Genomic DNA, 11,977 nt, shown 5'->3' with positions numbered 1-11,977 from the left:
CCCTCTTCACAACTGCACTTTCGGGCTCAGTGTAGAGCCGGCAGCTGACATGTCGTACAGTTCGACCAGCATTCTGCTGCCCGAACCGTGGGTTCGCAAGCTCGCCCCCCGGGTATGACAGTTGCGGAAACACGAGGTAGAAGACCGAGTTGGGGGAAGCTTGACACACGCGCGACTTGACCACATCGACGAGGAATCCTCGCGGGGGATCGTCCGGGCGCCAGATCTCGCCCGCGTGACGATTTTGGCGAAGCACACCCAGGTGGATATGGCGATCCCGGTCGATGTGCCGGTCGCACTTGTGATCCCGAGTGTGGTCGATATGGTCGCTCAGCACAGCCGCACCAATGACTTCGATAATGAGGGCGAACGCTTCGAGCCCGCCGAATGGGTACTCGCCCGGATCGGTCATCCCCCGTTCTCCAACTCGCTGAGCCTCGGTGAGCACGGCGTACGCGACGGCGAGCTGCTCATGTTGGAGAGCGCCTCGCACACCGCGCCGACGCCGCTGTTCGACGACATCATGTACAACGTCGCGATCGCTGACACCGATCACTACCGCAGCTGGACCCCGAAGGTCGCGCGGATAACCGGCTCGGTCCTGGCTGCCATCACGATGATCGTCGGCTGTGCGGGCCTACTGCTTTCACACGACGCGCTGCCCGGGTACATAACCGGAGCGATCGCGCTGGCCGTGGCAATCCTGCTGGTTGTCGCGGGCATGGTGCTCAGCCGCATGTACGGCGACACCTCGACGGCACTCGTACTCGGCGGCTGCGCGCTACCGGCCGCGTTCACCGCGGGCATGCTGCTCGTGCCCGATCACTACGGTTGTGCGCATCTGCTACTCGGCTCGGCGCTGCTCGGCGCGACCGCGATCCTGGCATGGCGCGTGACCGGTGTCGGCCTCGCCCTGTTCATCGGCACGAGCACCCTTGCGGTGTACGCGGTTCCGGCCGCGCTTGTCGGTCTGCTCACCGACCAGCCGGTGCGCGCGATCGGCGCGGTCGCGGGTGCGCTCGGACTCGCCGGGCTTTCGCTGGCGCCCCGTATTTCCATGCTGCTCGCGAAACTGCCGCTGCCGCCGGTGCCCTCACCTGGCACCCCGATCGACCCGACCGAGGACGATCCCGACGATCACCGCGCGCTGCCGACCATGGACGCGCTGCGGGTGAAGTCGGAGCGGGCCCGGATGTATCTCGGCGGCCTCGTCGCGGCGACGACGCTGGTCACGGTGGTCGGCGCGCTGACGGCGACCGACCCCGGCGACAGCAGCCCGTACTGGCAGGGCATCGCACTGGCCCTGGTCTGCGCGACGGTGCTGATGTTCCGCAGCCGCACCTATGCCGGCGCCGAACAGGCGGTGGTGCTGATCGCGGGCGGTGCCGCGATCGTGCTGGTCATGCTGGTGGTCGCCGGAATCAATATGGAGCAGCCGCTGGCCGTTTTCGGCGCGGCGATGGTCATGCTGGTCGCCGCGCTCATCCTCGGCATCATCGTCCCGAACCAGTCGGCGACGCCGCCGATGCGTCGCGGCGTGGAGCTGCTCGAGTACACCTTCGTCGCCGCCGTGCTGCCGCTGGTTTTCTGGGTGGCCTCGCTCTACTCTCTCGTCCGCGGGCTGTGAAAGTGGGTGTCTCGGCCGTGCGCGTCGCGGCCGTGGCCGTAACACTCGGCCTGAGTGCGTCTTTCGGGCTCGGCGCCGGGGAGGGTGTAGCGCATGCCGACCGGCCACCGCCGGTCGACCCGAGCCTGCTGCCCGCGGGCGACCCCGCCGCGCCGCCCGAGAAGACCGAGGTGCCGGCGAACTCCGTGTGCTCCTCCACCGTCTCCGGCGGGGCGGGACCCACGATCCCGGCCGCACAGCGGTCGCTCGATCTGGACAGCGCGTGGCGGTTCTCCAAGGGCCAGGGGCAGCTGGTCGCTGTCATCGACACCGGTGTTTCCCCTCATCCCCGGCTGCCCGCCCTCGAGGCCGGGGGCGATTTCGTCGCGAACTCGGGCGATGGCACCGATGACTGCGACGCTCACGGCACCTTCGTCGCGGGCCTGATCGCCGCGACACAGGTTGAGGGTCAAGGCTTTTCGGGAGTTGCGCCCGAGGCGCGGATCATGAGTATCCGGCAGACGAGCAAGATGTATCAGAAGGAAGGCCGCTCGCGAGAACGCAATCCCGACGACCTTCCCGAGGGCTACGGCAACCTGCCGACCATGGCCTCGGCGATCAGGCGCGCCGCCGACCACGGCGCCAGCGTCATCAATATCTCCGAAACCTGGTGTGGCACATCGGGTGACGTCGATGGATCGATCGGCGCCGCGGTCCAGTACGCCACAGTGGAGAAGAACGCGGTCGTGGTGGTCGCCGCGGGCAATCAGGATGGCACCTGCAAGACCGACAACCCGGTCATCGATCCGCTCGATCCGACCGGCGATCCATGGAGCAAGGTCAAGGTCAATGTCGTCCCGGCCCGCTGGGACGACTACGTGCTCGCGGTCGGTTCCATCGATGCCAACGGCGCGCCGTCCTCATTCACCGTGCCAGGTCCATGGCTCGGCGTTGCCGGACCCGGTGAGAACATGACCTCGCTGGACCCGCGCGGGAGCGGTACCGCCACGGGCTCGGTCAACGCGCGCGGCGAGCAACAGACAATGAACGGCACCAGCTTTGCCACCCCGATCGTGTCGGGAGTGGTCGCGCTGGTTCGCGCGCGTTTCCCCGAGCTGAGCGCGCTGGAGGTGATCAAGCGCATTCAGGCCACCGCGCACGCGCCCGCCGAGGGCTGGAACCCCTACATCGGATACGGCGCGGTCGACCCGACCGCGGCGCTGACCAATGAGGTAACCGGTCCGCTACCACCCAAGCGCCCGAGCCCGGCCAAGAGCAGTCAGCTCGCGGTGCCCGCACCGGCGCCCGCACCGGATCACCGGGCCCGCAATGTCGCGCTGATCGGTACCGGGGTCATCGTGACGGCCCTGATTCTCGGCTATCTCGCCTCGTTCCCGATACGGCGCCGGTTCGGAATGACCTCCGACGACATGTGAATTCAGCGGCGCGTACGGACATTACGTGCGCCGCTGACGCGCGTCCGCATACTGAGCCGCGTCCCCACCCCGGCGCGCACCATACCGACCCGACGCCGACCCGACGTCAAAATGAAAACCGCTGTCCAGCACCGGTTTCACCTCGAGTGGACGATTTCAGCAAGCGAATTCCGCAGGGTGACCTACTCGGCCACCCACCCCCGCACCATCACCGTATCGAGCGACGCTACGAGCTCACTTCGCCGATGCGACAGGCTGTTTCGACGGTGACGGATCCGCCGCGACACCGTCGTGCGCGACCATCGCCTCTTCGCGGCCCATACTCGGGCCGGGCGCGAGCAGTCCGACGATCGGCCACGGCGCGGGCTCGGGCTTCACATTCTTCTCCGAGTCCATCCCGAGTGCCTTTGCCGATTCATTGTTCTTGATGCCGTAACGGACGCCAGTGTCGGCGATGTAGAACGAGCTGTCCTTGCGGCGACTGTCGGGTTCGATGCCGGTGCTCTGGACGTACATTCCGGTACCCGGCGGAATGTACACCGAGTCCGCGTTACCGCCGGAACCATCGGCCTGGGCCAGCGGCACGGTCTTGGCGTTATCCGGAATCGGCAGCGCCACACCGGTTATCACCGACAGCGTGGCCCGGTTGCCGTCCTTGTTGTCCGCGGCGGCGGCGATCGGCTCCCAGGACAGGCAGCTGACCGGCTGATCCTTGGACTCGATGACCTTCGGCGCGCTCGGCGGGTAGGAGTCGACCTGCAAGGCGTGCGAGACCGGCGCGTCGGTCTTATCGGCCTGATCGATGGTGGTGGTCGCCGACGTCGGCTTGTAGCGGTTGCGAATGATGTTGGCGGTCAACGGTGAAATCTGCTGCAGGCCGTCGTAGAGCACCACGTAATGGGTATCGGGCTGGGTCGGCACCTCCACCACATCGCCGATTCGATGGCCGCCGACCGAGTAGTTCACCGAACCACCTGGATCGTCGATTTCGGGCACCTTGATCTCCGGCACCTCGGGGATGGCGTTGAGCAGCCCCTCCCCGATCGGCCGCGCGGTTTCGCCGGTGATGCCGAGTGCGTCGGTGACGGCGCGTTCGGTCAGTTTCACCTTGGCCCGCTTGTTGCCGAACACCAGGTATGTCGAGTCCTTACCCTGCACGAGCAACGCTTTGTCGTTGCCCATGACCGACGCCTTCTCACCGAGCTCGGGATCACCGGCGACCACCGAGGTGGTGAGATCCTTACTGCCGTCGTTCTTCAGCTGGTCGCACACGCTCCAGACGCGGCCCTTGTCGTCGGTGCCGAAGCGCAGCGATGAGGGGGCGCCTGGAATGCCGATCAGCTGACCGCGCGCCTTCTTACCGAGCTCGGACTCCTTGACAACGGCGGGTTTGGCGGCTTCGCCCGCGGCCAGCCGTGCCGAGGCCAGATTCAGCGCGGGGTGCACGACATTGTCGATGACCACGTAGACGCCGCCGGATTCCTTACCCACCAGGATCTTGTTGTCGCCGATCTTGTCTTGTGGGCGCAACAGCGCGAGCACGCCGCAACCGGCCAGCACGATGATGGCAAGCACCAGTCCGGCGGCGTACGCGCGCGACTGAGATCGCATCGGGTCGTGCAGCATTCGCACGTCCCGGCGCACCAGGGCGTGCTCCATCCGCCGCACCAGGAAGCGGTAGCCGCTCACCTGCCAGCGAGTAGTGGGTTTTGAAGGCATGTTTCCTCCCCCGAACAGTGCTCACGTTCGCGGAACACAGTACAGTTCCCGAGGACTCTTGTTCAGCTCGGCCGGTAGGAAGCGGCCGATATCGGGTGCTTGGGGGACGATGATGGCCGAATCAGCCGGCGCGGGACCACGTCCGCTTCTCGGACGCATCTCACTGCGAAATCTGCTGGTCGCGCAGATCATCGGGCTGGTAGCCGGCGTGATCGCCTTGGTTGCCGGTGTCCCTGGCTGGCCCGCGCTCGCGGTCGCCGTGGCGGCCGCGGCGATCCCGCTGATTCCGATCGCCAAGCGCACACTGCTCGACTGGATCGCGACCTGGTGGCGCTATATCACTCACCGTGATTACGAGATCGGCGACACCGTCGATTTCCGCGGCACCGATGGCCGCTCGCTCGGGCTGTACTGGGACGGCACCAGAGTCGTCACCGTCGTCGAGGTGCTCGCTCCCAAGGGCGGGCTGACCCGCATCGCCCGCACCACCGTGCACGCCTCGCACCTGCTGCCGCTGCCGGAACTGGCGAAATGCCTCAACCAGCACGACATCCTGCTCAGCGGCATCGACATCATCAGTCACGGCCACCGCAGCCGCTCGGGTACGCCCGCGGGCAAGATCTACGAATCGCTGCTCGGGCCGCTGCCCGCCACGGCGCATCGCACCGTGTGGCTGGCCATCAGCTTCGACGCCATCGCCTGCCCCGACGCCGCGGCCAGGCGCGGCGGCGGCAGCGAAGGCGCCTCGCGCGCGGTAACCATTGCCACGCAACGGATTATGCGCACCCTCGAAGACGCCGACTGCGGCGCTCGAATCCTCACAGCGCCGGAAATCCGTAAGGCCATCCTGCAGATCACCGCGGGCTTCGACCCGCGCACGCTGACGCACCGCTGGCGTTTTGCCGAAATCGGCAGGAATGTGAACATCGGCAGCGCGGTCGACCCGAAACGGCTCGGCTCGGACCTGCTCGCCCAGCTGTGGGTGGCGCCCTCGCGCGGCACCACGGTCGCGGTGCGGCTGCGTCCGGGCAGCTCGGCCGAGTCGGTGAGCATCGGCGCGGCCTGGCGACTGACCGCGCGCGAACTGACCGAGCGGATCAAGCTCAAGGGCCTGATCTCGATGAACGGTCGTCATCGTGATGGGCTGCTCGCCCATCTGCCACTTGCCATTCCGGCACTGGACAACACCGTCCCGGTGGCCGAATATCCGATCGATGTGATCGGTGCGCTGCATCTGCCGTCCTCGGGTTGCGGTCAGCTGATCGGCTCGGATGACGAGGGACAGGGTGTCGCGGTCCGTATCGTCGGCACCGGCATCTCGACGGTGTACGTGGCCGGTGAGCTGTATCTGGCACAGCAGTTGGTGTTCCGCGCGCTGGCGGTCGGCGAGCGCATCCTGGTGCGCACCGACCGCGCGCACGCCTGGGAAAACCTGGTGAACACCATCTCGAATCCGGAGCGGCTGACCATCGCGGTCGAAACGCACCAGTCCGACGCGGGTTTCACCGCGACCGTGGTGGACGGGGTGCTCGCGCCCGCACCGCACGCCGGTGTCACAACGATCTATGTGACCGGTGATCCGATGGGCTGGCCCGCGACGCGGCCGGACCTCTCGATCCATCAGCCCGGCGCGATCGGCAACCACGTGGTACTGCGCACCGGCACCGCACAGGTCGACCTCACGCTGGTGTCCATCCCCCGTGAGGCCACCTACATCGGTAACCCGCGTGGCCGAAGGGCCATGGCGGATCAGCCCGGATAAGGGGCGACCGAGCGGGCGGCACGCAATGTTGTTGCCCACCAAGCGAGTTGGCGTAGTAGCCGTTCGGCGGAGTCGATGGCGGCGCCGTCCTGGGTTTGCCCTTCGGCATCGAACTGCCTCTTGGCCTGGTGGAAGCTGACCGTCTCGCGAATCGAGACCATATGGATCTCGGCTACCACCTGTCGCAGCTGTTCGACCGCGCGCAGACCACCGGAAAGCCCACCGTAGGAGACGAATCCGATCGGTTTGGCCCGCCATTCGTGCTTCGCGCAGTCGAACGCGGTCTTCAGCGATGCCGGATAGCCGTGGTTGTACTCGGAGGTGACCGCGACGAAGGCGTCCGCCGCCGCCAGCCTGGCCCGGTAGTCCGCCACCGCGTCGGTCTCGGTCAGCTCGACCGGTAACGGCGTATCCCTGAGATCGATGACGCCGATATCGAATTCGATACTCGCCCGCGCCATCCGCAGGAACCAATTTGCGACCACGGGAGCGAACCGCTCCGGACGCACACTGGCCACAATGACCTCTAGCCGCAGCGGGGTATCCACGACCAGAGCCTAACGCGGTGGCCGGCTCGTCCCGTGATGGCCTCATGCTGGGAAGCGCGGTGCGAGCGGCGGTATTCGCTGGGTGAGATGCCGACCTCGCGGCCGAAGTGGGCGCGCGGGTTGGCGGCACCGCCGAGCCGCGACCTCGGTGAATAGCGATGACGACCCCCCTCCCCGACCTCCTCGACCGCGGCTCATGCACCATATTCACTGGCTATCAGCCCGTGCGGGTGACTCAGATCGAGGTCGGGAGGGGATGGAGTGATCATCGGGCGATGGCTACTGATCGAGACACTCGGCCGCGCCGACACCTGGTCGGTTCTCGCGGTCGGGACGCAGCCACGCGCGTGGAAGTCGTTTCCGCGAGCGGTGCCGGGTCGGTTGCAACCGCTCGTGGCCGAGGTGCACGCATCGAAAGCAGCACTGGATCAGACATTGCCGCTTTCTCGGCTGGGGTGGTCGGGCCGACGTTTACACGCCGTGCCGGTGGTCGGACCGGGCGAGAATGTACATGCCGTCAAGCTCTGGGTCGGCGATGGGGATCCGCCGCCCGAGGTCGGGGTCGCCCCGTTCGTTTCCGATGCCAAGACCAGACGGATCGAGTCGAACACCGACGGCCTCGGACCGGATTTCGAGACTCCCCGCACGCACTGGGCCGGTGCGGAATCGTTCGAGATGGTCGAACGATTCGACGGCGCACTGGATCTCATGGCCCTGATAGCCCACTCGCAACCCGGCACTCGCTGGCTGGGCACGGCGACGGTGCGCTCGACGCGGGGCCCGCGTTCACTACTGATGGGCACCCGCAATGGTGATCACGTCCCGGACCGGCAGCGCTGGCTCGGCGTGGCGGTCGATGTCACCGAAAGCGTGCCGCCGCAACGCAAATCATTCGAGGCAACCACCCTCGACCTACTTCACGGCACGCAGCCGAATCTCTATCTGGCGATTGTCGATACGACGCAGGTCCGGTTGATCCGATGGGTCACCGAGCCACTTCCCGAGGTCCGCTGGGGGTGCGGCACCGACGAACGCACCGTGCCGCACCCGGCCGACCGCACCCGAATCATGGCCGCGCGCAAGGCGATTCTGGCCGGAGCGCCACACGAATCGCTGACCGGAGTGCGCTTGGCCACCGAACACGGCGGCTGGATCATCTCCGACCTCGAGATCTCCCCACTGCCCGGCGGGACGCTGGGCTCGACGGCACCAGAGTTCGCTCTGGTCCAGTTGAACGTCGGCGACCGCGACTGACCTCGGACCACGGCAATTCGGGATCAGGGCAATTCGAAGGGCAATGACACGCCCGCGTGCACCCGGCACCGATCACAGTTTCCGGTCCCGTCGACCGCCGACACCGCGCGGCGGATCAGCTGCTTGAACGGTTCGAGGTTCTTCTTGAATTCGGCGAAGATATCGGTCGCGTGCACGCCGCTGCCCTCCTCCAATCCGGCATCTAGATCGGTCACCAAAGCGACTGCGGCGTAGCACATTTCCAATTCCCTGGCCAGCACAGCCTCGGGATGTCCGGTCATATTCACCAGCTCCCAGCCTTGTGCTGCGAACCAATGACTCTCCGCCCTGGTGGAGAAACGCGGCCCCTGCACCACGACCATGGTTCCCGTGGACTTCATCGGCAGCGCGTCGGTCGCGGACTTTATTGCGGCGCGGCGCAATTCGTCGCAGTAGGGGTCGGCGAAGGAGACGTGCACGCCACCACCGTCGAAGTAGGTCTGGGGACGGCCGGAGGTGCGGTCGACGAGCTGATCCGGCACCGCTACGGTGCCGGGCCCCCAGTCAGCGCGCAGGCTGCCTACCGCGCACGGCGCGAAAACCCGTCGCACGCCCAGTGAACGCAGTGCCCACATATTGGCCTGGTAAGGCAGCGTATGGGGGGCGAATTCGTGTTGCTTACCGTGTCGCGGCAGGAACGCCAACGGCCGCCCGTCTACCTCGCCGATCGCGATCGGAGCGCTCGGCTTGCCGTATGGTGTGTCGACCTCGACGGTGGTCGCCTCGTTGTCGAAGAAGTCGTAGAAGCCACTGCCGCCGATGACGGCGAGCGCGGGCCGTGCGTGCGAACTCATGCCGATGATTCTCCCGCCTCATCCCTGGCGGCGGCCAGACGGGTGCCAACCTGACAATCCACCCGATCCGTTGTACCCTAGGGGGGTATTAATCGGTCAGGCCGGAAATCCGGCGAGCAGCGAGGAGACAGCCGGTGGCATCCACCACGTCGCACGACGACACCGCGGCGGCCACAACCAACGCCGGACACGACCACGCCGGACACGGCTACATCACCGCCAAGGACGATTACCTCAAGCGGCTGCGCCGGATCGAAGGCCAGGCGCGCGGACTACAGCGGATGGTCGAGGACGAGAAGTACTGCATCGATATTCTCACCCAGGTCTCCGCGATGACGAAGGCGCTGCAGGCGGTCGCGATGGGCCTGTTGGAGGACCACATCAGCCACTGCGTGGTGGACGCGGCGGTCGCGGGCGGCCCCGAGGCCGAGGCCAAGATCAAAGAGGCCACCGACGCCATCGCCAGACTGGTCCGTTCCTGACCGGACGCTAACCGTGGCTGCGCCGATAGACCGCCGCCGCGCCGGGATGTAGCGGCACGAACCCGGTTCCGATCAGAGACCGGGTATCCAAGAATTGTGTTCCCGCCGCCTCGGCTGGCACCAGCGCATCCGCGCGCGTCACCAGCAGATCGACGATCGCTTCGGCAGCCGCTTCGGACAGCGATGGCGCGGCGAGCAGGAGATTCGCGACGCCGATCGTGTGCACCGCCGGGCCGCCAGGATAGGCGTCCGCCGGAATTTCGACCCTTTCGTAGAGGTAGCCGAATCGGTCGCGCATCGGCGCGGCCAGTTCGCCGAGATCGACCAGGCGCATTCGTCGCGGCACATCCAGCACCCCGGTGGGGACGCCACCGGCCCACAGCAGCGCGTCGACGTCGTCGGCGACCACCGCGGCTACCGCATCCAATAGCGGACGGTGCCCGAGAACCACGTCGGCCGTGGGATCGATGCCCGCGGCCCACAGCAACCGCTCGCCGGTCACCGCGGCGCCCGAGCCGGCGGCGCCGAGGTTCACCCGGGTACCGCGCAGGTCCGCGACCCGATGGATAGGGCCGTCCGCGCGCACCGCCAACTGCAGGTAGTTCTCGTAGACCCGGCCGAGCGCGAGCACCCGGTGACGCTCGGTCACCGAATCCGATAGTGCCAGCGCGGCGTCCACCTCGCCGTCGGCCAACCGCTCCAGATTCTCCTGCGACCCCGAGGTGGCCACGGGTTCGATCCGTACCCCGCCCGACTCCACGGCGACGGCGGTGAGCAGCTGCGCGAACGCGTGGTAGAAGCCGCCGACCTCCCCAGAGGCCAGCCGGACCACGGGCCCGCCGTCGGAGGAACATCCCGAAGCCGCCGCAGCCGCACCGAAAGTTGTGAGCGCCAAGAACCTCCGCCGATCGATCATCGTCGCACCGCCGGCAACCGGATATGAATCGCGAGGCCGGTCGGGGCAACCGACTCGACGATCAGGGTGCCGCCGCGGGCCTGTGCCAGGGCGGCGGCAATCGGCAGCCCGAGACCGGAACCGCCCGCCCGGGCCGCCGCACCACGATAGAAGCGGGTGGTGAGCTTGCCGACCTCCTCCGAGCCGACGCCGACGCCGTTGTCGCGAACGGTGACCGTCACCCACCCCGGTTCGATGGCGACGGTGACTCCGGTACGGGCGCCCCGGCCGGCATAGCGGCACGAATTGCTCAGAGGCACATCAAGTATTTGCGCGAGCACGTCAGCGGAAACCGCGGTGTCGGCATGGGCGATGCCGGAGGTTGCGCTCAGCTCCACGCCCGCGTCATCGAAGGCGCTGTGCCAGGCGTCGATCCGATCGGCAATCACCGGCACCGCGTCGCAATGGTTTTCGGTCTCCGCCGGAGTGTGCGCGGCCTCGAAGGCGACCGGAGTCTCGGCGACCGCCAGGCTGAGCAGACCATCCAGCAGCGCGGTCAGGCGCTCGACCTCGGCACCCGCGCGTCGGAAGATCACCGCCGCGCTCTCCGGAATCGCGGGCTCCAGCGAATCGATACGAATCATCAATGCCGCCAATGGATTACGCATGGCGTGCGCGGTGTCGGCGACGAGCTGACGTTGCGCATCGGCCGAATCGACGACCGCGAGCGCCATCGCGTCGAACGATTCCGCGACCGCCCGCATTTCGGGTGGCCCGCCATGGTGACGCGCGATCGACGCCGGCGTGGCCGCGGCGCGCGGTTTCGGCAGTGTCGCGGTCACATCGGCGACCGCGTTCGACAGCGCGGCCAATGGACGCAACACCCAGCGGCTCAACGTCAGCGCCAAGAGAGTGAACACCACCATGGCGCCGACCGCGCCCGCCACGATCACCGCCCATGCCCTGGCGATATCGGTGCGGGCTCGCGCGGTGGACGCTTCGATCACCACGGCGCCGTTGACCTGCACCCCGGTTCCGACCGGGCGTGCGACCAGAACCGTCGGCGCGCTCCACGGAGTGAGGCGATCGGCGGGATGCGGGCGCTGATTGCGGCGTGCGGCGGCCACCGTGGCGACAATGGTTGGGTCGATCGTGTCGACCCCGGCGTTGACCGTCGTCGCGCCACGGGCATCGACGATCATCACATTCTCCGCGTAGAGGTCGTGGTATCGCTCGACCTCGTCGGCCAGCGCCCGGCTGTCCGCGTCTGCCACGGCCGCATCGGCGAGCGCCGCGAAGCGGTCGGCGTCACCGGAGCGCCCAATCATCAACTCCTGGGTGCGGCTGGTGGCAAAGGTCAATGCCAACGGACCGGCGAAGGCGAATACCGCGATCGCCGCGAACACGGTCAGCGCGATCAGCAGCCGCCGCCGCATCGCAGC

The 11,977-nt window shown here is 67.3% G+C and carries 10 protein-coding genes; 5 read left to right on the top strand and 5 right to left on the bottom strand.

The window, feature by feature from the left end; genetic code table 11:
* Positions 1-160: 160 nt before the first annotated feature.
* A complete protein-coding gene (gene eccD / locus LKE06_RS11360; protein ID WP_227998578.1) occupies positions 161-1,627 on the top strand; it encodes a type VII secretion integral membrane protein EccD in 1,467 nt (488 codons plus the stop codon).
* A gap of 2 nt (positions 1,628-1,629) precedes the next feature.
* Complete coding sequence (mycP, locus tag LKE06_RS11355) at positions 1,630-3,042, top strand: type VII secretion-associated serine protease mycosin (protein WP_227998577.1); 1,413 nt, start codon at positions 1,630-1,632, stop codon at positions 3,040-3,042.
* Between the two features lie 234 nt (positions 3,043-3,276).
* Here mycP and eccB read toward each other — a convergent pair whose 3' ends face one another.
* Positions 3,277-4,761, bottom strand: a complete 1,485-nt coding sequence (gene eccB, locus LKE06_RS11350; protein ID WP_227998576.1) for a type VII secretion protein EccB — start codon at positions 4,759-4,761, stop codon at positions 3,277-3,279.
* Positions 4,762-4,873: 112 nt separating this feature from the next.
* On the opposite strand from eccB, the gene eccE reads away from it, so the two are divergent.
* On the top strand, positions 4,874-6,523 hold the full coding sequence (gene eccE, locus LKE06_RS11345) for a type VII secretion protein EccE (RefSeq protein WP_227998575.1): 1,650 nt from the start codon (positions 4,874-4,876) through the stop codon (positions 6,521-6,523).
* Here the strand turns inward: eccE and LKE06_RS11340 are convergent.
* A complete protein-coding gene (locus LKE06_RS11340; protein ID WP_227999408.1) occupies positions 6,511-7,077 on the bottom strand; it encodes an NADPH-dependent FMN reductase in 567 nt (188 codons plus the stop codon). The genes eccE and LKE06_RS11340 overlap by 13 nt on opposite strands.
* Before the next feature lie 255 nt (positions 7,078-7,332).
* Between LKE06_RS11340 and LKE06_RS11335 the strand changes: the two genes are divergently transcribed.
* A complete protein-coding gene (locus LKE06_RS11335; protein ID WP_227998574.1) occupies positions 7,333-8,325 on the top strand; it encodes a GAF domain-containing protein in 993 nt (330 codons plus the stop codon).
* A gap of 23 nt (positions 8,326-8,348) precedes the next feature.
* Here the strand turns inward: LKE06_RS11335 and LKE06_RS11330 are convergent, their stop codons facing one another.
* On the bottom strand, positions 8,349-9,158 hold the full coding sequence (locus LKE06_RS11330; protein ID WP_227998573.1) for an S-methyl-5'-thioadenosine phosphorylase: 810 nt from the start codon (positions 9,156-9,158) through the stop codon (positions 8,349-8,351).
* A gap of 134 nt (positions 9,159-9,292) precedes the next feature.
* Between LKE06_RS11330 and LKE06_RS11325 the strand changes: the two genes are divergently transcribed.
* A complete protein-coding gene (locus LKE06_RS11325) occupies positions 9,293-9,640 on the top strand; it encodes a metal-sensitive transcriptional regulator (protein ID WP_308188344.1) in 348 nt (115 codons plus the stop codon).
* A gap of 7 nt (positions 9,641-9,647) precedes the next feature.
* Here the strand turns inward: LKE06_RS11325 and LKE06_RS11320 are convergent, their stop codons facing one another.
* The gene (locus LKE06_RS11320) at positions 9,648-10,556 is read right to left on the bottom strand and encodes a TAXI family TRAP transporter solute-binding subunit (protein WP_227998572.1); all 909 of its coding nucleotides are present in this window, start codon (positions 10,554-10,556) and stop codon (positions 9,648-9,650) included.
* Positions 10,553-11,971 (bottom strand): sensor histidine kinase, encoded by a 1,419-nt coding sequence (locus LKE06_RS11315; protein WP_227998571.1) that lies wholly within the window; start codon positions 11,969-11,971, stop codon positions 10,553-10,555. The genes LKE06_RS11320 and LKE06_RS11315 overlap by 4 nt, the downstream gene beginning before the upstream one ends.
* Between the last annotated feature and the right edge of the window lie 6 nt (positions 11,972-11,977).

The sequence above is a fragment of the Nocardia australiensis genome (assembly GCF_020733705.1).
Lineage (GTDB): Bacteria > Actinomycetota > Actinomycetes > Mycobacteriales > Mycobacteriaceae > Nocardia > Nocardia australiensis.
The sequence above is the reverse complement of the archived record's forward strand: the minus strand, read 5'-3'. Positions and strand labels throughout refer to the sequence as shown.

Excerpts from the sequence above, each read along its gene's own strand:
- eccE (WP_227998575.1), top strand. The coding sequence starts at position 4,874 with ATGGCCGAATCAGCCGGCGCGGGACCACGTCCGCTTCTCGGACGCATC.
- LKE06_RS11330 (WP_227998573.1), bottom strand. The coding sequence starts at position 9,158 with ATGAGTTCGCACGCACGGCCCGCGCTCGCCGTCATCGGCGGCAGTGGC.
- LKE06_RS11315 (WP_227998571.1), bottom strand. The coding sequence starts at position 11,971 with ATGCGGCGGCGGCTGCTGATCGCGCTGACCGTGTTCGCGGCGATCGCG.
- eccB (WP_227998576.1), bottom strand. The coding sequence starts at position 4,761 with ATGCCTTCAAAACCCACTACTCGCTGGCAGGTGAGCGGCTACCGCTTC.
- LKE06_RS11320 (WP_227998572.1), bottom strand. The coding sequence starts at position 10,556 with ATGATCGATCGGCGGAGGTTCTTGGCGCTCACAACTTTCGGTGCGGCT.